Source organism: Tabrizicola sp. YIM 78059 (assembly GCF_004959785.1).
GTDB lineage: Bacteria > Pseudomonadota > Alphaproteobacteria > Rhodobacterales > Rhodobacteraceae > Tabrizicola > Tabrizicola caldifontis.
This window is the reverse complement of record NZ_SJZH01000008.1, coordinates 36,126-58,853: the sequence shown is the minus strand read 5'-3', so window position 1 is coordinate 58,853 and position 22,728 is coordinate 36,126. Positions and strand designations below refer to the sequence as shown.

Below are 22,728 nucleotides of genomic sequence, written 5' to 3'. Positions count from 1 at the left end.
GGACATGGCGGCATGACGCAGGGCAAGCGCAAGGGCTTTGATGGCAGGCAGAACTGCCAGGGTTGGCGGGCAAGTGGTTTCTTGCCTTCAAACCCTGTCTGGGTCAGTTCGTTGCGTCGTCTGCCTGTCCTCACCGCGTCTTCAGCTGTCGCAGGCTGACAGACCGTCAACCCCTGGTCACGAATCGCCGGAAGATCCGATCAGTCCGATCGAAGCCTGACAGGCTCCGCAGCGGAACCTTCAAGATCCCGCATCACGCACGGCTGTCAGCAGATGCGCGGCAACTGTTCGCCCACCAGCATGTCCACGATTCGCGCGCCGCCGAAAGCCGTGCGCAGGGTGACGCGGCCGGGCTGACCCGCCTGCGCGCGTCCGATGATTGCGGCTCCTGCGCCTTCGGGCATGGCGTGCATCGCGGCGAGCGCGGCCTCGGCCTGATCGGGCGGGCAGAAGAGAACGAGGCGACCCTCATTGGCGAGGTAAAGCGGGTCCAGGCCCAGGATCTCGCAGACGCCCACCACTTCGGGGCGAAGGGGAAGGCGGGTTTCCTCGATCTCGACGGCAAGGCCGGCTTCGGCTGCCATTTCGTTCAGGGCGCTTGCCAGCCCGCCGCGGGTGCAGTCGCGAGCGGCGGTGATGCCGGGGGCGGCGGTCAGGGCGGCCTGCATCAGATGGCCGAGCGCGGCGCAGTCGGATTGCAGGTCGGTCGAAAGTGCCAGGTCGCCGCGCGCGGCAAGGATGGCGGCACCATGGTCGCCGAGGACACCGTTGACGATGGCAACGTCGCCGGGGCGGATCTTCGCGGCGCCGATGTCGATGCCCGGCGGGATCACCCCGATCCCGGCGGTAGTGATGAAGACCCCGTCGCCTTTGCCGCGCTCGACCACCTTGGTGTCGCCTGTGACGATGCGGACACCCGCGCGTTCTGCCTCGTGCGCCATGGTGGCGACGATCCGGCGGAGGAGCGCGATCTCGCAGCCTTCCTCGATCACGAAGGCGGCCGAGAGCCAGAGAGGCCGCGCGCCCCCTACGGCAAGGTCGTTGACCGTGCCGCAGACCGCCAGCTTGCCGATGTCGCCACCGGGAAATTCGAGCGGTGTCACCACGAAGCTGTCGGTGGTGAAGGCGAGGCGCGCACCCGGTTCCTGAAGTGCTGCGGTCATCAGGCGGGCCTGGTCCTCGTTGCCCGGGGGCTGGAAGACGCTGGTGAAGACCTGATCGATCAGGTCGCGCATGGCGCTGCCGCCGCCGCCGTGGGCGATCGTGACGTGGCTTTCGCGGACGAATCTTCTGCGAAACGTCTGGGGTGGGGCGGCGGTCATTGGGCGGCGACCCTTGCTCCGGCATATTGCCAGTAGGCCGCGCAGGCGCCTTCCGAGGAGACCATGAGCGCGCCGAGCGGCTTGTCGGGGGTGCAGCCCGTGCCGAACTGGGGGCACCCTGTGGGTCTCAGTTTGCCGGTCATCACCTGGCCGCAGGCGCAGCCCGGGGTTTCGGGGTGATTCCGGCTGGCAGCGCCGTAGCCGATGCCGAACTTTTCTTCCGCATCGAAGGCGGCGTATCTGGCGCGGATCCGCAGGCCGGAGGCATCGATCTCGCCCAGGCCGCGCCATTCGAAGCTTGGGCGGCGTTCGTAGACATCCGCGATGGCGGCGAGCGAGACCGGGTTGCCATGTTCCGGCACGACGCGGGCGTACTGGTTTTCAACCTGCGCCCGGCCTTCGGCGATCTGTGTCAGGAGCATGAGGACGGATTGCAGCAGATCCGTGGGTTCGAAGCCGGCCACGACGATGGGCTTGCCATAGTCCCGCGCGATGAAGTCATAAGGCCGGATACCGATGACCATCGACACATGGCCAGGGCCGATGAAGCCGTCGAGCAGCATGTCGGGGTCGTCGAGCAGCGCCCTGATCGGCTCGGGCACAGTGATATGGTTGCAGAAGACCGAGAAGTTCGTCACCCCCTCGCGCGCGGCCTGCTGGATGGACAGGGCGGTGGAGGGGGTCGTCGTCTCGAAGCCGAGGCCGAAGAAGACGACCTGGCGGTCGGGGTTGCGGCGGGCGAGTTCAAGCGCGTCGAGCGGGGAATAGACCATGCGGATGTCGGCGCCGTCGGCCTTTGCCTGCATGAGTGATTTCCGATGGCCGGGCACGCGCATTGCATCGCCGAAGGTGGTGAAGATCACACCGGGGCGTTCGGCGATTTCGACGCATTCATCAACCCGGGCCATAGGCAGGACGCAAACCGGGCAGCCGGGGCCGTGGATGAACTCCACCCCTTCATGGATCAGCTTGTCCAGGCCGTAGCGAAAGATCGAATGCGTATGGCCGCCGCAGATTTCCATGATGCGGACCGGATTGGCCCGGGAGGCGCCAATGGCCTCGGCCTTTGCGGCAACGGCGGACAGAAGCGCGCGTGCCGCGGCTGGGTCGCGGAATTCACTGGCAAACTTCATTGCAGCGCCTCCTGGCTGGCGGCGATCTGGTCGAGGGTTTCCTGCGCCTCTCCAAGGTCGCGTAGCGCCTGAAGGGTCTTTTCGGCCTCTTCCTCGTCGATGATCGACATGGCGAAGCCGACATGAATCAGCGCCCATTGGCCGACAAGGGCGGAAAGGTCGCTGCCCGCGACGCAGGCGACGTTCACCTCGCGTCGGACGCCCGAGACCTCGGCCATGGCCATCTGGCGTTCAGGGTCGGTGATGGCCATGATGCGGCCGGGGATACCGAGGCACATGGGGTCAGTCTTCCTCTTCTTCATGGGCGCGGCCCGAGGGATCGGAGATGCCATAGCGGTCGAGCTTCGCCCGCAGGCCGACGCGGCTGAGGCCCAGTTCCACCGCTGCGCGCGACTTGTTCCAGCGATGGCGGGTAAGCGTTTCACGAAGGATGCGCATCTCCATCAGGTCGGTCCGGTCCTTGAGCGTGCCGCTGGAGGTCAGCACTGCCTCGGCCGTGCGGTCGGCGCCGCTGTCCGAAGGCGGGGCCTGAAGGATCGGCCGGCTGATCAGTTCGGCGCCAAGCATCGGGCCACGGGCAAAGACCAGCATCCGGGTGATCTCGTTGCGCAGTTCCCGCAGGTTCCCCGGCCAGTCCCAGTTTTCAAGGAATTCCAGTGCCTCGGGGGTAAAGCCGTGGGCAGCCTTGCCGTGGCGCGCAGCGAGATCGTCAAGAAAGCTCTGCGCCAGGATCGCCACGTCGCCACGGCGCGCGCGCAGGGGGGGCAAGTTCAGTTCGGCGACAGACAATGCATAATGCAGATCGGGGCGGAACCTGCCCTCGGCGACCGCGCGGGCAAGGTCGGCGCCCGCCCCGACGATAAGGCGAAGGTTGGTGGTCAGCGTCTCCTGTCCTCCGACGGGCGAGAAGCTGCCTTCATCCACCAGCCGCCATAGGGCAAGCTGAAGTGCGGCGCTGGCATGTTCGATGCCCTCGATGAACAAGGTTCCGCGGTCGGCCTTCTGGGCAAGGCCTATTCGGTTGACCCCGCCCGGGAGCACGCCGCGTTTGGCGCCGAACAGTTCGATCAGGGCAAGATCGTCGGGCAGTCCGGCCAGAGACAGGGCATGAAAGGGGCGGTCCGACCGCAGGCTGGACAGGTGCATCGCCCTGGCGAGCCGACCGCGGCCGGTGCCGGGTTCTCCGGTCAGAAGCACGGGGATGTCGAAGCTGGCATAGTGGCGCGCGGCTTCGACCGTGATGTTCATCGGGCTTTGCGGGCTGCGCAGGATCGATTCGAACCCGAGGCCATCGCGCAGGGCGGCGCGGCGTTTGTCCAGCCTTGTCTGGGCCGATGACGCCAGGAAGCGCATCTCGAGTGCCAGGCGTTCGTTGTCTCGGGCAAGCTGGAAGAGGCGGGCACCGTTGCGAGCGGCCATCAGCAGCTGTTCGGGGTGCCAGGGCTTGGTCAGGAACTGATGGATGCCGGCATCATTGATCGCGGCCTGCATCGCGGCGGGGTCGGTGTAGCCGGTGATGATGATGCGGACGGCATCGGGCCAGCGTTCGCGCAGCTCGGTCAGCAGCTCCACCCCCGTCCGCCCCGGCATGCGCTGATCGCAGATCACGACCTGGACCCATTCTTCCTCCATCCAGCGGGCGGCGGTCTCGGCGTCGCCGGCGGTGATGCAGTGGAATTCATCCTCCAGTGCCATGCGCATGGCGGCCAGCGAATGGGGTTCGTCATCGACAAGCAGGACGGTGGGCCGGGGTGCGGTCATGGCCTTGGCCCTTCGGAAAGGGTTGTGCGGTGCCGGTCGATGTCGCTAGGGTCTGCGCAAAGAGGGGGGACAAGACCATGCGCAATCTGATCCTTGCCATTCTGGTGGCGGCCGTCGCGATCCTGGGCTTCTTCGCGTATCAGTCCGGCCGGCAGGTCGCGGGGCTTCAGGCGGAACTTGCCGCACGAGGCGAGGCCATCGCGGGACTTGAGGCCGAGAAGGCCGCGCTGAGCGCGGAAGTGGCTGCCTTGCAGGGCCAGATCGATGCGGCGGCGCAGGCGGTCTCGGAGGCCAGTGCCGCCGTGGAAGCCGAAAAGACGGCACTGGCCGAAAAGGTGGCTGCGCTCGAGGCCGAGCTGGCCGCTCTGACGGAAAAGGCCACGGCCCTTGAATCGGGCAACGAGGTGCTGGCCGGGCAGGTTGCCACGCTGGAGGCCGACAAGGCCGCCCTGGCCGACCAGGTGGCCGAACTGCGCGCGGAACTGGAGGCGCTGGCCGCGCCGGTCGAGGCCCCGGCCGTCGAGGGCGCGACCAACCCCTGAATCCGGGCGGGCGGTCATGCTGCCTTCTCCGCCAGCCGGGCGCGCAGCCAGTCCAGCCAGTCCTGCATCCCTTCGCCGCTTCGGGTGGACAGGCGCAGGACGTGAATGGCGGGGTTCACGCGGCGCAAGTTCGCCTCGTAGGCGGCAAGATCTGCGTCGCAGTGTGGCGCGAGGTCGAGCTTGGTCAGGATCGCCAGCTGTGCCGCAGTGAACATGTCGGGGTATTTCAGGGGCTTGTCCTCGCCTTCGGTGACCGACAGGATCGCCACCTTGGCGTCCTCGCCCAGGTCGAAGGCAGCAGGGCAGACAAGGTTGCCCACGTTCTCGATGAAAAGATAGCTGTTCGGGCGGGGGCGCAGGTCGTCGATCGCGTGTCCCACCATCTGCGCGTCCAGGTGGCAGCCCTTGCCGGTATTGATCTGGATCGCCCGGGCGCCGGTCGCGCGGATCCGGTCGGCGTCTGCACTGGTCTGCTGGTCGCCCTCGATCACCGCAAGGGGGACATCCCCCAGTTCCTCGATGGTCCTGCACAGCAGCGTCGTCTTCCCCGAGCCGGGGCTGGAGACAAGGTTCAGCGCCAGGACGCCAAGCGCTTTCAGCACGCGGCGGTTGGCGGCAGCAATGGCATCGTTCTTGGCCAGGATCGAGGTCTCAACCTCGATCAGCCGGGCCTGGGACATGCCGGGAACCGAGACACCGGCCGGCCCGGTGCCGTAGTGGTGACGGTTGCCGTGGTGCGGGGCGGCGGTTGCCTGCACATGCGGGAAGGGCAGAGACACTGCCTCGGGCTGGAAGGCGGGGGCATGGGAATGGGCAAGGCCCAGCCGGTGCGCTTCGTCGTGGGTCATCACCTTGCCGTCTGCCGTCACCAGGTCGGAACATCCGCAGACCGTACACATCACGCCACCTCCATGTCCTTGATCCGCATCTCGTCGCCACCTGCGGGAAGAAGCCGGCCGCCTCCGCACAGCGGGCAAGGGTCGAAGCGGTCGGCGATCTCGACGGTCATGCGGCAGTCGTAGCACAGTGCCCGGCCAGGCAGGTCGATCATCTCCAACCGGGCGCCCTCGGCGGGGCTGCCCCGCATCACGACGTCGAAGGCGAATTCCAGCGCGGGTTTCTCCACCCCGGCGAAGCGGCCGATTTCCAGCCTGAGGACGGTTACTCGAGTAAAGCCATGCGCGCGGGCCTGGTCCTGCACGATGTCGCGGATGCCTTCGGCAAGGCTCATCTCATGCATGTTCTGCCTCCCGGACGGTGACGGGGATGCAGGGATCGTGAAGCGCAATCACCTTTGGCGCAAGCGCGCGATGGGTCGCAGGAAGGTTGGCCAGAGATTGCAGAAGCGCCCCGCCCGGGGCCAGCTGGTGGTCGGTCGGCGTGCGGCGGCAAAGTCCGGTAACGACGCCATCGCGCTGCGTCACCCGCAGGGCATAGATGCCGCGCGCGGCCGGGACCGTGGCGGTGCCATCGGCGGAAAGGGCCGGGGCGGGCAGACGGTTGTGGCTGACAGCCTCGAGGTCGGCCATCAGACCGGCCAGACGCCAGAGCGGCCCGCGGCCATGGGTCTGTTCGATGCGGCGCAGTAGCGGATGGTGCGACTGTCGCCCGGCGGGCGAATTCTCGAAGGCGCCGTCCGCCAGCGGGGCAGACGGCAATGGCAGCGCTGCGCAGGTCGCCATGCCGGGAGGGAAGGTGGCGGCGACCCGGTGGAAAAGGGGGGCAAGCGGGCCCGCAAGGCGCGATGGCATGTCGGGCAGCCCCTCGGGGCCCAGAAGGGCGGCGGCGTCCATCGCCCCGGGCAAGGCCAACGGCTGGTGGGGCCGCGTCGGTGCTGGCAGCGGGATCGGGTCCAGGCCGAAGGCGCGGGGAAGCATGACGCAGAGTTTCAGCCGGTGGTCGCGCAGTATCTCGGCGCGCGGATCATCGGTTGCCGGCAAACCCAGCGACAGCCGTGCCGCCATCGCCTGCGCCCCGCGGCACAGGTTGAAAAGCTGCGGCAGAAGGTCGGCCGCCATGGCGACGGGCTTTCCGATCACCAGCGCCTCGACCGGCAGGGCTGGGCCCGCACTGATGCCGGGTACGGGGCCGAGGGTGACACTGGCGGCCGAGAGGGTCATGGGCCGGCCTCGCCTGTCGGGCGGAAGGGCCGCAGGCCGGGAATGCCCGCCTTTCCCCTTTCTCCCAAAGGCGGGGAGAGGCGGATGCCCGGCGGAGTGGGCGTGGCGAAGGTGCGAGCATGGCGCCGGATCATTGCCCGAGGCCCCCGGTGATGAGCCTTCGACGGGAGGGGGCGGCGTCGGGTGCGTTATCCGGCGCGGGGGCGAGGGCGGCCTCGCGTGCAGCGCGGATTTCGGCGGCGCGGTCGGTTTCAGCGCGGTTCTCGGGCTTGAATAGTTCAGCCATCACCGCCCGGGCGACCTCGACAGCCTGTAACTGGCTGATGAACTCTGCCATGGGCGAGAACAGCGAGCAGGCAAGGTAGGGGCCGGTCAACTCGCGTGCATTGTGAAGGAATTCGTAGTCCCCCGAGGGGAAGGCGATGACCTCCCTTTGCGTCGGGGCCATTGCAGGGCGGTCGGCGGGCGGAAGGAAGACGAGGTTCATGAACCAGGGCGCGACAAGGACGCCAAGGAAGCCGCCTTCCCAGGGGCGGAAGTCCACCGCCTGCACATGGAGCGCGCGGTTGACCATCGGCAGGTCGCGCATCCTGCCGTTCAGGATCTCGGTGAAGTCGGCAACCAGCGCGCGTGTGCGGCGGTCCATCTCGGCAAGGATCGGGGCTGTCGCCGCGCCAGGGTCGTCGCGGACCAGGAACTGCGCCTTCGGGGCAGAGCAGCCGGGGCAGGTCCAGTCCCCGGGCAGGTCGAGGAACGGGGTTCCGGGGTCGATCTGGCGCGTCTCGTCGCCCTGTGCCGGGTCATAGGGCGTCCAGCAGATCTTGCATTCCATCACCGCAAGCGGGCTGATCTTGTCGGCCGCGCCGAGGAAGCTGCCTTCGAAGCCGGGCGCGATCATCGGATCGCCTCGATCACGGCGCGCAGGCGCTGCGCGCTGTCCGCGAGGTCCACATCCGCGGCAAGGGCGACCTCGGGCAGGGCGGTGACCTCGTAGGTGTCGAGGATCAACGTGTCCATCGAGTTGAAGAACTGCACCTTCCAGACGCGCGGCAGGGCGGTCGCGGTGATCCGGCAATTGCCATAACCGCGCGACAGGATGCTGACCGCGCCTTCACCCAGCGCGGTGTCAAGCCAGGCGAGGTCTTCAGGCGTATGCGGCAGCAGGGAAAGGTTGATGACATGCGGTGGACCGCCCGCCGGGTGGGTGGCGGATCTGTCGGTCAGTTCGGCCAGCAGGGCGGGCGCATTCGCAAGGCCGGGCACTCGCGCCGTGCGCGGGCCCAGGGCGGGGCGGTGCGGCACATGGGCGCGAGAGAGCGCAAGCGCGGGGGCAGGCGCGATCTCTACCCGGTCGATCGTTGCGCCGGCCAGCAACCAGACGCCGGCAAAGACGCTTTCCTGTACCAATATCGCCGGCTTTCCGCGCAGCTTCATGCTGACCTCCCCCTGGCCCAGTGCATCGGCAACCACGATGCGGGCCTCGGGCGAAAGGGGGGCAAGGTCGAATTCCTCTGCCGCCGCGCCGGTAGCCACGCGGTCTGCTGCCGCGGCGAGGGCAGCAAGGAAGGCCAACGCCTCGGCCAGTGCGGCGGGGTCTTCGGCCCTGGGGAGGCGGGGTTCGTAGGTGCGCATGCCCGAAGGCAGGGCGATATACTGCAACCTATCGTCGGGCAGCGGCTGCGATCCGGGGCCGAAGCCCATGGGCGGAAGGGTGAATGGGCTGACCATGCAGGGCCTCAGGCGGTTTCGTGCGACAGGATGTGGGTGATGCGGGCGAGGTAGTCGGACCAGTCGCGGACCTTTTCGATCGCGCCAAGGAAGCGGGGGCCGTGGAAGAAGAGAAGCCCAGGCGTCTTGAGTGCGCGATGCTGTTCACGCACGGCGGCCTCGATGGCGTCGTCGATCAGTGCGCAATCGAAGCGGTGCTGAAAGGTCTGCGCCAATTCGGGCAGGATCACGGCGGCGTCGGCGGTTTCGAGGTTGCGGCGCGGGTCGCCGGGGATGAAGAGGCAGTGCAGACCGGGGCGGGCCAGATGCTCGCACAGCGCCTGTGGTGTTGCCAGGCGGGGATAGCGGTGTTCGGTTTCCAGCCGTGCGATCAGGGGATGGATTGCAGGTGCCGGGGGCAGGATGGGCGGGGCGTGGTCGTGCATGGGGTATCAGCCTTTCGTCTCGCCTGCGGCGTGAGCGGTCTGGAGATGGGGGGGGAGCCGGGGCGGTCGTGCCTCGAGGTCGGCGAAGGCGTCGCCGAGCGTGCCCCCCTGCATCAGCGAAGCCAGGCCCTGAAGGGCGGCACGGATCTTCAGCGCCTCGTCCTCGGGCAGGATGGCGCGGGCGGTGCCGAGGAAGGTGAGAAGCCAGTCCCCCGGCTGCGCCTCGGGGATGAGGGAGAGATCGACGGTTTCCACCCTTTCGCCGTCCAGGGTGGTGCCGACGATGCCGTCGCGCGCGGCGAGGCGCAGGGGAAGGCCGACACACATCAGCCGGTTTCCCTGTGGCAGCCATGCGGAGCCTCGCCGGGAATGCTTTCTTCGCATCCCTTCCGCACGCGGGTGAAAGGCGCAGCCACGCGCCGGTAGGTGCGCACATCGGGCGGTATCTCGGATGGTGCGCCTTGCGGTGCGAGCCGGTGTCTCGCCTCTGCGCCCGCGGCGCAACCGGCTCGGTCCTGCCTCCGGTGGGGATACTTGGGCAGAGAGAAAGCGGCGCGGCGCGTCACGGCCGTTGCCCCGGAAAGAAGCGGGCGTCGCCGGTTCGGCAGGCTTCGGCCGCCGAGGGGCGACCCTGTTCGTAAGCGGCCTGGCGGATCGCGGGGTTGGCCAGAAGGTCGCTGGCGGTGCGACCGTCCGAAACCGTCACGCCCCAGCGGGCAAGCGTTTCGCGGGCGAGGCACAGGGCCTCGGGGATCCGTGCGGCGATTTCCGGGCGCAGGCCGCCGCCGTAATCGTCCAGCTCCGCCGGCTGGCAGCCGATCAGCACCATGTCGCGCGGGCGGTAGCCCATCAGCGTGGCTGTGGCGATCACGTCCTGAAAGCCGGTCTGATGCAGGCTCATCTTCTTGGCGCCCATGAAGGCGGGAACCTCGTCGTTCGTGACCACCTTCAGAGTGCCCGGGGGCAGGCCATAGTCGATGGCGTCGAAGACCAGAAGCGCGTCGGTGTCTTCCAGGAAGGGTAGGAGGTAGAGGCCCTGGGTGCCGCCGTCGAGAAGCCGCACGTTCGGGGGCAGTGCGTGGGTTTCGGCCATGGCCTCCACGCAGCGGACGCCGAAGCCCTCATCCGCCCAGAGGACATTGCCGATACCGAGAATCAGGATGCGGATCGACACTGGCTTCCCCCCTCTTGGCTGGTCGAATGGCTTGCAGTTGTCTTTCCAAGTGAAAGCAGGGTTTGCAGGGCTTGACGCGGGGAAAGCCAGATCTGGGCAAAATTGGCGGTAAACGGTTGGAATTGCAGGCGAAAGCAGGGGTATGGCTTGCCTGGGTCCGGAAAAAATTGGAAAGAAGATGTCCATTTTGGCTGGAAGTCGGAAGGCTTGCTTCCGTTCGGCCCTGTGGGCCTGGACTGTGCCATTCCTGCTTCTCAGGATGCGGCAGCAAGACTAGATTCGTTTCATGGCCACTCATCCGCACCCCCCGGGTTCCGACAGCCCCGCGAAATTCTCGGACGACGCCTGGGTCGAGGTGTTGTCCGCGATGGACCGGACCTATGCCGATCTGGTCAGCTATCAGGAGCAACTGGAACGCCAGAATGCCGAGTTGCAGGAGATGCGGACCTTCCTCACGGCGATCCTGTCCTCGGTGTCCGATGTGCTGATCGTGGCAGACCGCGGGGCGCGGGTCGCGCGGGTCAGCCGGTCGGTCGAGGCGCTGACCGGGGCGGGCGAGGCGGCGCTGGGCGGGCGGCCGCTGGTGGGGCTGTTCGCCGAAGCGGCCCGCGAGGCGGTGGAGGCGACGCTGGCGCGCGTGCGCGACAGCCGCAAGGGGGCGCAGGTCGAGGCCGAGCTGCTTGCTGCGGGCGGAGTGGAGCCGCTGGACCTTTGGGTCGCGCCCAGGCTGGACGACCGTGGCCGGGTGGATGGGTTCGTGCTGACCGGCCGACCCTTGGGCGCCTTGCGCAAGGCCTATGCCGAACTGTCAGAAAGCCATGACGCGCTGAAGACGGCGCAGGCCCAACTGGTGCGCAACGAGAAGCTGGCCAGCCTCGGGCGGCTTCTGGCCGGAGTGGCGCATGAACTGAACAACCCGATCAGCTTTGTCTATGCCAATGCGCATGCGCTGGAGCGCTATGCAGGCAAGTTCGAGACCTACTTCGCGCGTGTGCAGGAGGGGGCGAGCCGCGAGGAACTGATCGCGCTACGGCAGGAGTTGCGCCTTGACCGCGAGGTGGCGAACCTGCGCACGGCCATCGAAGGCGCAAGGGAAGGCGCCGAGCGGGTGCGCGATATCGTGGAGGATCTGCGGCGGCTCTCTTCGGACGGGTCGGGGGTGGCGGTGGTCTTTGACCTCGCGCAGACCGCGCGCACGGCGGCGGAATGGGTGATGCGGGGGATGAAACAGCCTGTGGTGCTGACGATCGAGACCGAGCCGGTGCAGGTGCTGGGCCGGCCCGGGCATGTGCAGCAGGTGGTGATGAACCTGGTTCAGAACGCGGTCGATGCGCTGGAAGGTCAGGCGGGCGCAGCGATCCGCCTGACCGTGCGTCCCGACGGCGACCGCGCGGTTCTGACCGTTTCCGACAACGGACCCGGCGTGCCAGAGGCGCTGCGGCCGGCGATCTTTGACCCCTTCTTCACCACCAAGCCGGTCGGGCGTGGCACCGGACTGGGCCTGTCGATCAGCCACAAGATCTCCGAGGAACATGGCGGCACGCTGACCCTGTGCGATGCGGGTCCTGGCGCTTGTTTCCGTCTGTACCTGCCGCGGGCCGAGGGGGGCGCATGACCAACGTCCTTTGGCTTCAGGCCTCGGGCTGCGGCGGCTGCACAATGTCGCTGCTGTGCGCCGAAAGCCCCGACCTGATCGAAACGCTGGAGGATGCCGGGATCCGGCTGTTGTGGCACCCGGCGCTGTCGGTGGAGACGGGGGCCGAGGCGCGGGCGCTGCTGGAGGATGTGGCGGCAGGAAGGGTTCTCCTGGACATCCTGTGTGTCGAGGGCGCGATTTCCCGAGGCCCGGCAGGAACCGGGCGGTTCCAGATGCTTTCGGGGACGGGCGACAGCGTCATGGCCTGGGTCGCCCGACTGGCGCCGGTCGCGGGCCATGTGGTGGCTGTGGGATCATGCGCGGCCTATGGCGGGGTGACTGCGGCGGGGGGCAATCCGACCGATGCGGTGGGGCTGCACTATGATGGCGCCCATCCCGGGGGGCTGTTGGCCGAGGGCTGGCGGTCGCGCGCGGGTAGGCCGGTCATCAATGTCGCGGGCTGCCCCACGCATCCGGGCTGGGTGCTGGAGACGCTGATGCTGCTTGCTTCGGGTGAGGCGGTGGCGCTGGACGGGATGGGGCGGCCCCGGTTCTTTGCCGACCATCTGGTACATCACGGCTGCCCGAAGAACGAGTTCTACGAATACAAGGCCAGCGCGCGCGAACTGTCGGAAATCGGCTGCATGATGGAGAACCTGGGCTGCATCGGCACACAGGCCGTGGGCGACTGCAACATCCGGCCGTGGAACGGGGAAGGATCCTGCACCCGGGGCGGATACCCGTGCATCAACTGCACCGCGCCGCGCTTCGAGGATCCGGCGCATGCCTTCGTGGAAACCCCGAAGATCGCAGGCATCCCGGTTGGCCTGCCGACCGACATGCCCAAGGCCTGGTTCATGGCGCTGGCCTCGCTGTCGAAGGCTGCCACGCCCGAGCGGATCGGGCGGAACGCGCGGGCCGACCGGGTGGTGGTGCCGCCCACCTTGCGCAGGCCGAAATGACGCGGCTGGTGATGGGCCCGTTCAACCGGGTCGAGGGCGATCTGGAAGTGACGCTGGACGTGGTAGATGGCCGGGTGGCCGAGGCGCGGGTCAATGCGCCGCTCTTTCGCGGGTTCGAGCGGATGCTGGAGGGGCGCGATCCGCGCGATGCGCTGGTGATAACGCCGCGCATCTGCGGCATCTGTTCGGTCAGCCAGTCGGCGGCGGCGGCGCAGGCACTGGCCGCGGCGATGGGGCTGGTGCCCGCGCCCGCCGGTGCGGCGATGGCAGCCTTGATCCATGCGGCCGAGAACGTGGCGGATCACCTGACGCATTTCCACCTGTTCTTCATGCCGGATTTCGCCCGCCCCGAATATGCCGGACGCCCATGGCACGAGCGGGCGGTCGAGCGGTTCACGGCAATGGAGGGTAGTGCACAGCGCCGTGCGGTGCAGGCGCGTGCCGAGCTGCTGCACGTCATGGGGCTTCTGGCCGGGAAATGGCCGCATACGCTGGCGATCCAGCCCGGGGGGGTGACGCGCGCGCCGGGGGTGCGGGAAAAGGCACGGCTGGCGGCAACCTTGCGCGCCTTCCGCCGCTATCTTGAGGAGGTGCTGTTCGGTGGCTCGCTGGGCGCTTTCGCGGCGCTGGCGACTGTTGATGACCTGCTGGCCTGGGGGCGGGGCGACGTGGGCCTTTTCCTGGAAATCGCCGCCGATCTGGGGCTGGAGCGGATGGGCGGCGGGTCGGGGCGCTACATGTCCTTCGGGGCCTATCCGCTGGCGACCGGGCCAGTCCTTGCGCGCGGCGTCTGGGACGGGAAGCTGCGCCCCCTGGACGAAGCCGCGATCGCCGAGGATCTGAGCCATGCCTGGATGAAGGGCGCCACGGCGCATCCGCGTGAAGGCCGGACCGAGCCGGACGAGTCGATGGCATCCCCGGCCTACAGCTGGTGCAAGGCGCCGCGACTGGCCGGCCAGACTGTCGAGGTCGGCGCACTTGCGCGGCAGGTGGTGGACGGGCATCCCCTGGCGCGGGCTCTGGCCGGCGGCGGTGTGCTGGCGCGGGTGACGGGGCGGCTGCTGGAAATCGCACGGACACAGGAGGTGATGGAACGACTGATCGCCGGGATCGTGCCGGGGGCGGGATACATGGCGCGGGGCCAGCTTCCCCGGCAGGGAGAGGGCGCGGGGCTGGTCGAGGCTGCGCGCGGGTCGCTGGGCCACTGGCTGCGGATCGAGGGGGGCCGCATCGCGGGCTATCAGATCATCGCACCAACGACATGGAATTTTTCGCCGCGCGATGGCTCGGGCGTGCCCGGGCCGCTGGAGGCGGCGCTGGTGGGGCTGGAGGTGGCGGGCGATGTGCCGCTGTCGGTGCAGCATGTGGTGCGCAGCTTCGATCCCTGCATGGTCTGCACGGTGCATTGACAGGAAGCCACGGACCGGGGGGCACACCCCCGGACCCCCGTGGAGTATTTGGGTAAGGAGCAAGTGCCAGAGGCGGTTGCGGTCAGGGTTCGGGGACAGGTGCAGGGGGTCGGGTTCCGGCCCTTCATCTGGCAGCTCGCGCACGAGTTCGGGTTGCGCGGTCGGGTCTGGAACGATGCACAGGGCGTCGGGATCGAAGCCGCCGGGACGGGCATTGATGCCTTCGTCGCGGCGATTTCCGCCCGGGCGCCGAAACTCGCCCGGGTCGATGCGGTGGAGGTGTCCCCCTTCGCGGGCGACCTGCCCGAGGGGTTCGAGATTGCCGAAAGCCGGGGCAAGGGGGCCGAGACCCGGGTGACGCCGGATGCCGCGACCTGCCCCGACTGTGCTGCCGAAATCCGGGCTGATGGGCGACGACGTTCCTATGCCTTCACCAACTGCACCCATTGCGGACCGCGTTTCACCATCCTGAAGGATTTGCCCTACGACCGCGCGCAAACCACGATGGCGGCCTTCCCGATGTGCCCCGAATGCCGGGCTGAATATGTCGATCCTGCCGACCGCCGCTTTCACGCGCAGCCGGTGGCCTGTCCGGCCTGCGGCCCCCGCCTCTGGCTGGAGGTGGCAGGCGCCGAAGTGCCGGGCGATCCGGTGGCGCTGGCGGTTGCGCGGCTGAGGGCGGGCGAGGTGCTGGCGGTCAAGGGTCTGGGCGGGTTCCATCTGGCCTGCGATGCGACCGATACGGCGGCGTTGGCGCGGCTGCGGGCGCGCAAGCACCGGCCGACGAAACCTTTTGCGCTGATGGGGCACGTGGCTGCCTTGGACCGGGTGGCGGTGCTGTCCCAGCCCGATCTGGACCTGTTGTGCGACGCGGCTGCGCCGATCGTGCTTGTGCCGTCACGCCGGGTGCTGCCGGAAGACGTCGCTCCGGGCATGGCCAACCTTGGGGTGATGCTGCCCTATACACCTTTGCATCACCTTTTGTGCGATGCCTTCGGGGGCGTGCTGGTGATGACCAGTGGCAACCTGTCGGGCGAGCCGCAGGTGGTGGACAACGACGAGGCGCGGGCCAAGCTTTCGGCCTTTGCGGATGCCTTCCTCATGCACGACCGGGCGATCGCCCGCCGTCTGGACGACAGCGTAGAGCGCGCAAGTCCTCCCATGGTCCTGCGCCGGGCGCGGGGACGCGTGCCTGGCACGCTGCCCCTGCCGGCCGGCTTCGAGGGCTGCCCGCAGGTGCTGGCGCTGGGTGGGCAGATGAAAGGGGCGATCTGCCTGGTCAAGAATGGCGAGGCACTGCTTGGCCACCATCTGGGCGATCTGGACGATGCCCTGTGTGCCGAGGAATTCGGCAAGGCGGTAGCCGACTACACTGCGCTGTTCGATCATCGCCCCGCCCTGGTGGCGGTGGATGCCCATCCCGGCTATCGCGCCTCGCAGGAAGGTCGTGCCATGGGTATGCAGGTCGCAGAGGTGTTCCATCACCATGCCCATCTGGCGGCCTGCCTTGCCGAAAACCTCTGGCCGCTTGACGGTGGACGGGTGGCGGGCATCGTGTTGGACGGTGCCGGTCTAGGCCCCGACGGCACGATCTGGGGCGGCGAACTTCTGCTGGGCGATTACCGGGGTTTCGAGCGGCGGGCCTGGCTTGTGCCGGCACCTCTGCCGGGAGGCGACCGGGCGGCGCGCGAGCCGTGGCGGAATGCGCTTGTGCGGCTGGATCAGGCGGGGCTTTCCTCCTGGGCGGATGCGCTGTTTCCCGGCCAGCCGCGCGATCTGTTGCGGCAGGCGGTGGCTGCTGGGGTGAACGCGCCCATGTCGACCAGTGCCGGGCGGCTGTTCGATGCCTTCGCGGCGGTGCTGGGGATCTGTCCGGGCGGCATCAGCCACGAGGGCGAGGCAGCGATGCGGCTGGAGGCAACGGCCGATGAGGCGGGCGATGGTCTGCCATTCGCCCTTGTGGACGGGAAGATCGACCCTGCGGCGATCTGGGCCCCGGTGCAGGCGGCACTGGCGGCCGGCACGACGCGGGCCGTGTTGGCCTGGCGTTTTCATGCGGGCCTTGCGCGGGCCTTCGCGCGGGCCGCGCGCGCGTTGGTGGAAACAGGAGAAGCGCGGGCCGTCGCGCTGTCGGGCGGTTGTTTCCAGAATGCGTTGTTGCTGGATCTGACGCTTCGTGCGCTGGGCGAGGTGCCGGTGCTGACCCACCGGCTGACGCCCGCGAATGACGGCGGGCTTGCGCTGGGGCAGGCGGTGATCGCCGCGGCACAGGCGCTTGCCGAGGCGGAAAGCATCTGACCGGCATCGGCGCCCGCCGGAAAGGCCGCAACCGGCCCGATTGATGCGAGCCGCCCGCAAGGTGCTGAAAATCAACAGGGAAAAGAAGGCACCTGCTACGGGAAGTTTCCTTTGTATGCCGCAGCACACCCTGCTTCCCTGAGACAGGATAGGGGCGCGTGCCCCCGAAAAGACAAGGGAGGTGCCAGTCTTGAGCCAGATCGAAACCTTCTACGAGGTCATGCGCCGGCAGGGGATCACCCGGCGCAGTTTCCTGAAATACTGTGCGCTGACGGCAAGCGCGCTGGGCCTTGGCCCGGCCTTCGTTCCGAAGATCGCTCATGCGATGGAAACGAAGCCGCGCACTCCCGTCATCTGGGTCAACGGGCTGGAATGTACCTGCTGTTCGGAAAGCTTCATCCGCGGCGCGCATCCCTTGGCCAAGGATGTGGTGCTGTCGATGATCAGCCTGGATTACAGCCATGTCCTGATGGCGGCAGCGGGCCATGCGGCCGAGGCTGCGATGGAAGAGGCTATGGAGACGCACCGGGGCAATTACATTCTTGCCGTCGAGGGGAACCCGCCCCTGAACGAGGACGGGATGTTCTGCATCGTCGGCGGCAAGCCCTTCGTGGACAAGCTGAAGCGCGCCGCAGAAGGCGCGAAGGCGGTGATCGCCTGGGGCGCCTGCGCCTCTTACGGCTGCGTGCAGGCGGCCAAACCCAACCCGACGCAGGCCACGCCGGTCCACAAGGTCATCACGGACAAGCCGATCATCAAGATCCCCGGCTGCCCGCCGATTGCCGAGGTGATGACCGGAGTCATCACCTACATGCTGACTTTCGACCGCCTGCCCGAACTGGACCGCCAAGGCCGTCCGGCAATGTTCTACGGCCAGCGCATCCATGACAAATGCTATCGTCGCCCGCATTTCGACGCCGGCCAGTTCGTCGAGCACTGGGACGACGAAAACGCGCGCAAGGGTTTCTGCCTGTACAAGATGGGCTGCAAGGGGCCGACGACCTACAACGCCTGTTCGACCGTCGGATGGAACGAGGGCGTCAGCTTCCCGATCCAGTCGGGCCATGGCTGCATCGGCTGTTCCGAGGACGGGTTCTGGGATCAGGGCACATTCTACGACCGGTTGACCAACATCAAACAGTTCGGGGTCGAGGCGAACGCCGACAAGGTGGGAATGACCGCCGCCGGGGTCGTCGGCGGCGCGGTGGCGGTGCATGCCGCGATTTCGGCGCTGAAGCGGGCGCAGAAGAAAAGCCAGGACAGGGTGGAGGGATAGGTCATGACGATCAACACGCCTAACGGCTTTGCGCTGGACACCTCCGGCAAGCGGATCGTGGTGGACCCGGTGACCCGGATCGAGGGCCACATGCGCTGCGAGGTGAACGTGGACGATCAGGGGATCATCCGCAACGCGGTCTCCACCGGCACGATGTGGCGCGGGCTGGAGGTGATCCTGAAGGGCCGCGACCCGCGCGACGCCTGGGCCTTCACCGAACGGATCTGCGGCGTCTGCACGGGCACGCATGCGCTGACATCGGTGCGCGCGGTCGAGGATGCCTTGGGGATCACCATCCCCGAGAACGCGAACTCGATCCGCAACATGATGCAGCTGAACCTGCAGATCCATGACCATGTCGTGCATTTCTACCACCTGCATGCGCTGGATTGGGTAAACCCTGTCAATGCCTTGCGGGCCGATCCTAAAGCGACATCCGAACTGCAGCAGGCGGTCAGCCCTTCGCATCCGCTGTCGTCGCCCGGCTATTTCCGCGATGTGCAGAACCGGCTGAAGGCATTCGTCGAAAGCGGTCAGCTGGGCATCTTCAAGAACGGCTACTGGGATAACCCGGCCTACAAGCTGCCGCCCGAGGCCGACCTGATGGCCACGACCCATTACCTGGAGGCGCTGGATCTGCAGAAGGAGATCGTGAAGATCCACACGATCTTCGGCGGCAAGAATCCGCATCCGAACTGGCTGGTCGGCGGCGTGCCCTGCCCGATCAACGTCCATTCCACCGGGGCGGTCGGCGCGATCAACATGGAGCGGCTGAACCACGTCAGCAGCATCATCGACCAGTGCCTGACCTTTGTCCGCAACGTCTATCTGCCCGACGTGGTGGCGATCGGCGGCTTCTACAAGGACTGGCTCTATGGCGGGGGCCTGAGCGGCAAGTCGGTGCTGGCCTATGGCGACATTCCCGAAAACGCCAATGATTTCAGCCCGGAGCAGCTGCATCTGCCGCGCGGCGCGATCATCAACGGCAACCTGAACGAGGTTCAGGATGTCGATGTGCGCGACCCCGAACAGGTGCAGGAATTCGTCGATCATTCGTGGTACGACTATGGCGAGCCGGGCAAGGGGCTGCACCCGTGGGACGGGGTCACAAGCCCTAAGTTCGAGCTTGGCGCCGCGACCAAGGGCAGTCGCACCGACATTCAGGAAATCGACGAGGCGGCGAAATACAGCTGGATCAAGGCGCCGCGCTGGCGGGGTCACGCGATGGAGGTGGGCCCCCTGGCCCGCTATGTCGTGGGCTATGCCAAGGGGCACGAGGACATCCGGAACCAGGTCGAGGGCCTGTTGCGGACGATGAACCTGCCGGTCTCGGCGCTGTTCTCGACCCTGGGCCGCACGGCGGCGCGGGCGCTGGAGGCGGAATACTGTGCGCGGCTGCAGAAGCATTTCTTCAACAAGCTCGTGCAAAACATCAGGAATGGCGATGAAAGCACTGCGAACATTGCAAAATGGGATCCGTCCACCTGGCCGAAAGAGGCCAGGGGTGTGGGCATGACCGAAGCCCCGCGCGGTGCCCTGGGGCATTGGGTGAAGATCAAGGACGGCCGGATCGACAATTACCAGTGCGTCGTGCCGACCACCTGGAACGGCAGCCCTCGTGATTCTGCCGGAAATATAGGCGCTTTCGAGGCCAGCCTGATGGAAACGAAGATGGAGCGCCCCGAAGAGCCGGTCGAGATCCTGCGCACGCTTCACAGCTTCGATCCCTGTCTGGCATGTTCGACCCATGTCATGTCGCCCGACGGTCAGGAACTGACCCGGGTCAAGGTCCGCTGAGGGAGGAACCACCAATGAAGAAACTTGCACTCTCCGCCGCCAGCGCCGCCCTTGCCGGGCCGGCGCTGGCCCATACCGGATACGGGGACGCGAACGGGTTCCTGCACGGTCTGGCGCATCCGGTCATGGGCCCCGACCACCTGCTGGCCATGCTGACGGTGGGCCTGTGGTCGGGCCTCGTGCTGCCGCATCGCTTCTGGGCAGGGGCGGCTGCCTTCATGGCGGCCATGGTCGCAGGTGCCGGGCTTTCCTGGGCAGGGACGGGTTATCCGGCAGTGGAAGCGGTGATCGTATCCTCGGTCGTGGCCTTTGGCCTTCTGACGCTGGTCAGCCGCCGCGGGCAGGCGGGCTGGGTCAGCGGCCTGTCGCTGACGGTGATTGCGGTCTTTGCCAGTGCGCATGGCCATGCCCATGCGACCGAGGCACAGGGCAATGCCCTTGCCTATCTGACGGGCTTCCTGATCGCGACCGCCACGCTGCACCTGGCGGGGATCGGCATCGCCCGTTCGGTGGCGGCGCGGCCTGCGCTCCGGCGGGCAATGGGGGCGGGAATCGTGCTTTCCGGCCTCTGGCTGATGGCGGGGTAGGCCGATGTCCAGCCCCAGCACAAACCTGCCCGCCCATGACGTGGCGCCCGAGGATCTGGGCACAGTCAGCCGTCAGACGAGTGTCTACGTGTACGAAGCGCCGGTGCGCATCTGGCACTGGGTCAATGCCGCAGCAATTCTGGTGCTGATCGTCACCGGCTATTTCATCGGCTCGCCGCCGCCGACGATGATGATCGGCGAGGCCTACGAGCAGTTCGTCTTCGGCTACATCCGGTTTGCCCATTTTGCGGCCGGCTGGGTGCTGGCGATCGGGTTCCTTGGCCGGATCTACTGGGCCTTCTTCGGCAACCACCACTCGCGCCAGCTGTTCTATGTGCCCTTCTGGTCCGCGACCTTCTGGGCCGAGGTCTGGTTCGAGATCCGCTGGTATCTGTTCCTGGCGAAGGAGCCGAAGAAGTATGTCGGCCACAATCCCTTGGCGCAGCTTGCGATGTTCTTCTTCATTACGCTGGGCGTGAGTTTCATGATCGTCACCGGCTTTGCGCTTTACGCCGAGGGTGCGCAGGAAGGCAGCCTGACGCATGACCTCTTCGGCTGGGTGCATGGCCTGACCTGGAACAGCCAGCGTCTGCACACGCTGCACCATCTGGGGATGTGGTGGATCGTGATCTTCATGGTCATCCACATCTACGTGGCGATCCGCGAGGATATCATGAGCCGCCAGTCGATTGTTTCGACGATGATTTCCGGCACCCGGACCTTCAAGGACGACCGGCCGGACTGACCCTGCGGGACAGGGTGAAGGGGCGCAGGCCGGGCCTTGCGCCCCTTTCGCTTGGGCGGTTCCCGGTGCATGGTGCGTCCCGGAAGACGGGAGGCGGCGATGCGCAACGGTGGACAGCTTCTGGTGCAGAGCCTGGTGGGGCTGGGGGCGACCAAGGCCTTCGGCGTGCCGGGGGAAAGCTATCTGGCGGTGCTGGACGCGCTGCACGACACGCGGGGCGTGCTGGACTATGTGCTCTGTCGGCATGAGGGGGGTGCTGCCTTCATGGCAGCGGCCTGGGGCAAGCTGACGGGCAGTCCGGGCATCTGCATGGTGACCCGGGGCCCGGGGGCGACGAACGCCTCGATCGGGGTGCATACGGCGATGCAGGATTCGGCGCCGATGATCCTGTTCGTGGGCCAGGTCGGCACCGACATGCGTGGGCGCGAGGCGTTTCAGGAACTCGACTACCGGGCGGTCTTCGGCACGATGGCGAAATGGGTGGTCGAGATCGACCGGGCCGAGCGCGTCCCCGAGCTTCTGTCGCGGGCCTGGGTGACGGCGGTTTCCGGGCGGCCGGGGCCGGTGGTGGTGGCGCTGCCCGAGGACATGCTGACCAGCCTGACCGATATGACGCCGCTGCCGGGGCCAGTTGTCGTGCATGAGCCGGCGCCGACCGCGGCGGCGGTCGAAGCGGCGTTGGCGGTGCTGGCGGGGGCCGAGCGGCCGCTGATCCTGCTTGGCGGCTGCAACTGGACGGCTGCGGGCCGGGCGGCGCTGGAAAGGTTCGCAGGGGCCTCGGACATACCGGTGGTCGCGGCCTTCCGCTATCAGGATCGGTTCGACAACCATGCCGAAGTCTATGCAGGCGAGGCCGGGGTGGGAATGCCCACCCATGTGAAGGATCTGATCCGTCGGGCAGACACGATACTGGCGGTGAATGTGCGCTTCGGCGAGATGACGACCGACGGCTATACGCTGCTGGAAGTGCCGACCCCGAGGCAGCGGCTGATCCATGTGCACGGCGAAGCGGGCGAGCTGGGCAAGATCTATCGGCCCGAGGTGGCGATCCAGGCGGGACCGAATGCCTTTGCCGAAGCCCTCCGCCCGGTTCAGGGGGGCTGGGCCGACTGGCGGGCGTGGGCGCGGGCGGGATATCTGGCGTCGCTGAAACTGGGGCCCTTGCCCTCTCCGGTCGATATGGGGGTGGTCACGGCGCATCTGCGGCAGGTGCTGCCGGGGGATGCAATCGTCACCAACGGGGCGGGGAATTTCGCGGTCTGGCCGAACAAGTTCCTGCAATACGGGCCACTTGGCCGGTTGCTGGCGCCGCAGTCGGGTGCCATGGGCTATGGCGTGCCGGCCGCGATCGCTGCGAAGGTGGCGCATCCCGATAGGCTTGTGGTCTGCTTTGCGGGCGACGGCGATTTCCAGATGACGGCGCAGGAACTGGCTACCGCCCGGCAGGAAGGGGCGCAGCCGGTGATCCTGATCCTGAACAACGGCATCTACGGCACGATCCGGGCGCATCAGGAACGCGAGTTCCCGGCGCGCGTTTCGGGGACCGAGATGGTGAACCCCGACTTCGTGATGCTCGCGCGCGCGCATGGCTTTCATGCCGAGCGGGTGGAGACGACCGAAGCCTTCGCTGGGGCCTTTGCCCGTGCCGTCGCCTCGCCCACGGGCGCGGTGCTGGATCTGGCGATCTCGCCAGAGGCACTGACCCCGCGTGCGTCACTGAGCGCGATCCGTGCGGCGGCGCTGGCACGGCAGGGCTGAACCCGTGGCAGATCATCGATGACTTTGTCACGCCTCGCGGTCGGCACGCTGACGA

The 22,728-nt window shown here is 67.4% G+C and carries 22 protein-coding genes; 10 read left to right on the top strand and 12 right to left on the bottom strand.

All coding sequences use genetic code 11. The features are described 5' to 3' along the window. Positions 1–266: 266 nt before the first annotated feature. Genes hypE through EZM81_RS11735 form a run of 4 tightly spaced genes read right to left on the bottom strand, consistent with a single transcriptional unit; the run spans position 267 to position 4,216 of the window. On the bottom strand, positions 267–1,322 hold the full coding sequence (hypE, locus tag EZM81_RS11750) for a hydrogenase expression/formation protein HypE (RefSeq protein ID WP_136645851.1): 1,056 nt from the start codon (positions 1,320–1,322) through the stop codon (positions 267–269). Continuing rightward, positions 1,319–2,455 (bottom strand): hydrogenase formation protein HypD, encoded by a 1,137-nt coding sequence (gene hypD / locus EZM81_RS11745; RefSeq protein WP_136645850.1) that lies wholly within the window; start codon positions 2,453–2,455, stop codon positions 1,319–1,321. Before hypD ends, hypE begins: the two co-directional genes overlap by 4 nt. Next, the gene (locus EZM81_RS11740) at positions 2,452–2,733 is read right to left on the bottom strand and encodes a HypC/HybG/HupF family hydrogenase formation chaperone (RefSeq protein WP_135450031.1); all 282 of its coding nucleotides are present in this window, start codon (positions 2,731–2,733) and stop codon (positions 2,452–2,454) included. Before EZM81_RS11740 ends, hypD begins: the two co-directional genes overlap by 4 nt. 4 nt (positions 2,734–2,737) lie before the next feature. Continuing rightward, a complete protein-coding gene (locus tag EZM81_RS11735) occupies positions 2,738–4,216 on the bottom strand; it encodes a sigma-54 dependent transcriptional regulator (protein ID WP_136645849.1) in 1,479 nt (492 codons plus the stop codon). A 77-nt stretch (positions 4,217–4,293) separates the two neighbouring features. Here EZM81_RS11735 and EZM81_RS11730 point away from each other — a divergent pair, with 77 nt between their 5' ends. Beyond that, the gene (locus EZM81_RS11730) at positions 4,294–4,758 is read left to right on the top strand and encodes a hypothetical protein (RefSeq protein WP_136645848.1); all 465 of its coding nucleotides are present in this window, start codon (positions 4,294–4,296) and stop codon (positions 4,756–4,758) included. Positions 4,759–4,772: 14 nt separating this feature from the next. Here the strand turns inward: EZM81_RS11730 and hypB are convergent, their stop codons facing one another. The 8 genes from hypB to EZM81_RS11690 all read right to left on the bottom strand — a co-directional run bounded on the left by hypB (position 4,773) and on the right by EZM81_RS11690 (position 10,205). Beyond that, positions 4,773–5,657, bottom strand: coding sequence for a hydrogenase nickel incorporation protein HypB (gene hypB / locus EZM81_RS11725; protein ID WP_136645847.1), 885 nt, complete (start codon positions 5,655–5,657; stop codon positions 4,773–4,775). Next, positions 5,657–5,998: a hydrogenase maturation nickel metallochaperone HypA gene (hypA, locus tag EZM81_RS11720; protein ID WP_136645846.1), complete on the bottom strand. Its 342-nt coding sequence runs from the start codon at positions 5,996–5,998 to the stop codon at positions 5,657–5,659. Before hypA ends, hypB begins: the two co-directional genes overlap by 1 nt. Beyond that, on the bottom strand, positions 5,991–6,878 hold the full coding sequence (locus tag EZM81_RS11715; RefSeq protein WP_136645845.1) for a HupK protein: 888 nt from the start codon (positions 6,876–6,878) through the stop codon (positions 5,991–5,993). Before EZM81_RS11715 ends, hypA begins: the two co-directional genes overlap by 8 nt. Before the next feature lie 130 nt (positions 6,879–7,008). Further along, complete coding sequence (gene hybE / locus EZM81_RS11710) at positions 7,009–7,776, bottom strand: [NiFe]-hydrogenase assembly chaperone HybE (protein ID WP_136645844.1); 768 nt, start codon at positions 7,774–7,776, stop codon at positions 7,009–7,011. Continuing rightward, positions 7,773–8,606, bottom strand: coding sequence for a hydrogenase expression/formation protein (locus EZM81_RS11705; protein ID WP_136645843.1), 834 nt, complete (start codon positions 8,604–8,606; stop codon positions 7,773–7,775). Before EZM81_RS11705 ends, hybE begins: the two co-directional genes overlap by 4 nt. Positions 8,607–8,614: 8 nt before the next feature. Next, positions 8,615–9,031, bottom strand: a complete 417-nt coding sequence (locus EZM81_RS11700; protein ID WP_136645842.1) for a hydrogenase accessory protein — start codon at positions 9,029–9,031, stop codon at positions 8,615–8,617. A 6-nt stretch (positions 9,032–9,037) separates the two neighbouring features. Beyond that, complete coding sequence (locus EZM81_RS11695; RefSeq protein ID WP_136645841.1) at positions 9,038–9,358, bottom strand: HypC/HybG/HupF family hydrogenase formation chaperone; 321 nt, start codon at positions 9,356–9,358, stop codon at positions 9,038–9,040. A gap of 235 nt (positions 9,359–9,593) precedes the next feature. Next, entirely contained in the window at positions 9,594–10,205 is a 612-nt protein-coding gene (locus tag EZM81_RS11690) for a HyaD/HybD family hydrogenase maturation endopeptidase (protein ID WP_248298207.1), read from the bottom strand. Positions 10,206–10,491: 286 nt separating this feature from the next. Here EZM81_RS11690 and EZM81_RS11685 point away from each other — a divergent pair, with 286 nt between their 5' ends. The 9 genes from EZM81_RS11685 to EZM81_RS11645 all read left to right on the top strand — a co-directional run bounded on the left by EZM81_RS11685 (position 10,492) and on the right by EZM81_RS11645 (position 22,673). Beyond that, positions 10,492–11,820, top strand: coding sequence for a sensor histidine kinase (locus tag EZM81_RS11685; RefSeq protein ID WP_136645839.1), 1,329 nt, complete (start codon positions 10,492–10,494; stop codon positions 11,818–11,820). Further along, positions 11,817–12,803: a HupU protein gene (locus EZM81_RS11680; protein WP_136645838.1), complete on the top strand. Its 987-nt coding sequence runs from the start codon at positions 11,817–11,819 to the stop codon at positions 12,801–12,803. Before EZM81_RS11685 ends, EZM81_RS11680 begins: the two co-directional genes overlap by 4 nt. Continuing rightward, entirely contained in the window at positions 12,800–14,212 is a 1,413-nt protein-coding gene (locus EZM81_RS11675) for a nickel-dependent hydrogenase large subunit (RefSeq protein WP_136645837.1), read from the top strand. Before EZM81_RS11680 ends, EZM81_RS11675 begins: the two co-directional genes overlap by 4 nt. A gap of 63 nt (positions 14,213–14,275) precedes the next feature. Further along, positions 14,276–16,510 (top strand): carbamoyltransferase HypF, encoded by a 2,235-nt coding sequence (gene hypF, locus EZM81_RS11670; RefSeq protein WP_136645836.1) that lies wholly within the window; start codon positions 14,276–14,278, stop codon positions 16,508–16,510. A 190-nt stretch (positions 16,511–16,700) separates the two neighbouring features. Beyond that, positions 16,701–17,786, top strand: coding sequence for a hydrogenase small subunit (locus tag EZM81_RS11665; protein ID WP_136645835.1), 1,086 nt, complete (start codon positions 16,701–16,703; stop codon positions 17,784–17,786). A 3-nt stretch (positions 17,787–17,789) separates the two neighbouring features. Next, positions 17,790–19,583 carry a nickel-dependent hydrogenase large subunit gene (locus tag EZM81_RS11660; protein WP_136645834.1) on the top strand — a complete coding sequence of 598 codons (1,794 nt, stop codon included), beginning with the start codon at positions 17,790–17,792 and terminating at the stop codon, positions 19,581–19,583. Between the two features lie 14 nt (positions 19,584–19,597). Then, positions 19,598–20,170: a HupE/UreJ family protein gene (locus EZM81_RS11655; protein WP_136645833.1), complete on the top strand. Its 573-nt coding sequence runs from the start codon at positions 19,598–19,600 to the stop codon at positions 20,168–20,170. Positions 20,171–20,174: 4 nt separating this feature from the next. Further along, positions 20,175–20,915, top strand: coding sequence for a Ni/Fe-hydrogenase, b-type cytochrome subunit (cybH, locus tag EZM81_RS11650; RefSeq protein ID WP_136645832.1), 741 nt, complete (start codon positions 20,175–20,177; stop codon positions 20,913–20,915). Positions 20,916–21,014: 99 nt separating this feature from the next. Further along, positions 21,015–22,673, top strand: a complete 1,659-nt coding sequence (locus EZM81_RS11645; protein WP_136645831.1) for a thiamine pyrophosphate-dependent enzyme — start codon at positions 21,015–21,017, stop codon at positions 22,671–22,673. Positions 22,674–22,728 lie beyond the last annotated feature (55 nt).

Coding starts and splice junctions, on each gene's coding strand:
- hypD (WP_136645850.1), bottom strand. CDS start 2,455: ATGAAGTTTGCCAGTGAATTCCGCGACCCAGCCGCGGCACGCGCGCTT.
- EZM81_RS11705 (WP_136645843.1), bottom strand. CDS start 8,606: ATGGTCAGCCCATTCACCCTTCCGCCCATGGGCTTCGGCCCCGGATCG.
- EZM81_RS11655 (WP_136645833.1), top strand. CDS start 19,598: ATGAAGAAACTTGCACTCTCCGCCGCCAGCGCCGCCCTTGCCGGGCCG.
- EZM81_RS11680 (WP_136645838.1), top strand. CDS start 11,817: ATGACCAACGTCCTTTGGCTTCAGGCCTCGGGCTGCGGCGGCTGCACA.
- EZM81_RS11645 (WP_136645831.1), top strand. CDS start 21,015: ATGCGCAACGGTGGACAGCTTCTGGTGCAGAGCCTGGTGGGGCTGGGG.
- EZM81_RS11675 (WP_136645837.1), top strand. CDS start 12,800: ATGACGCGGCTGGTGATGGGCCCGTTCAACCGGGTCGAGGGCGATCTG.
- cybH (WP_136645832.1), top strand. CDS start 20,175: ATGTCCAGCCCCAGCACAAACCTGCCCGCCCATGACGTGGCGCCCGAG.
- EZM81_RS11685 (WP_136645839.1), top strand. CDS start 10,492: ATGGCCACTCATCCGCACCCCCCGGGTTCCGACAGCCCCGCGAAATTC.
- hypE (WP_136645851.1), bottom strand. CDS start 1,322: ATGACCGCCGCCCCACCCCAGACGTTTCGCAGAAGATTCGTCCGCGAA.
- EZM81_RS11695 (WP_136645841.1), bottom strand. CDS start 9,358: ATGTGTGTCGGCCTTCCCCTGCGCCTCGCCGCGCGCGACGGCATCGTC.
- EZM81_RS11715 (WP_136645845.1), bottom strand. CDS start 6,878: ATGACCCTCTCGGCCGCCAGTGTCACCCTCGGCCCCGTACCCGGCATC.
- hypA (WP_136645846.1), bottom strand. CDS start 5,998: ATGCATGAGATGAGCCTTGCCGAAGGCATCCGCGACATCGTGCAGGAC.
- EZM81_RS11740 (WP_135450031.1), bottom strand. CDS start 2,733: ATGTGCCTCGGTATCCCCGGCCGCATCATGGCCATCACCGACCCTGAA.
- EZM81_RS11660 (WP_136645834.1), top strand. CDS start 17,790: ATGACGATCAACACGCCTAACGGCTTTGCGCTGGACACCTCCGGCAAG.
- EZM81_RS11735 (WP_136645849.1), bottom strand. CDS start 4,216: ATGACCGCACCCCGGCCCACCGTCCTGCTTGTCGATGACGAACCCCAT.
- hypB (WP_136645847.1), bottom strand. CDS start 5,657: ATGTGTACGGTCTGCGGATGTTCCGACCTGGTGACGGCAGACGGCAAG.
- EZM81_RS11700 (WP_136645842.1), bottom strand. CDS start 9,031: ATGCACGACCACGCCCCGCCCATCCTGCCCCCGGCACCTGCAATCCAT.
- hybE (WP_136645844.1), bottom strand. CDS start 7,776: ATGATCGCGCCCGGCTTCGAAGGCAGCTTCCTCGGCGCGGCCGACAAG.
- EZM81_RS11730 (WP_136645848.1), top strand. CDS start 4,294: ATGCGCAATCTGATCCTTGCCATTCTGGTGGCGGCCGTCGCGATCCTG.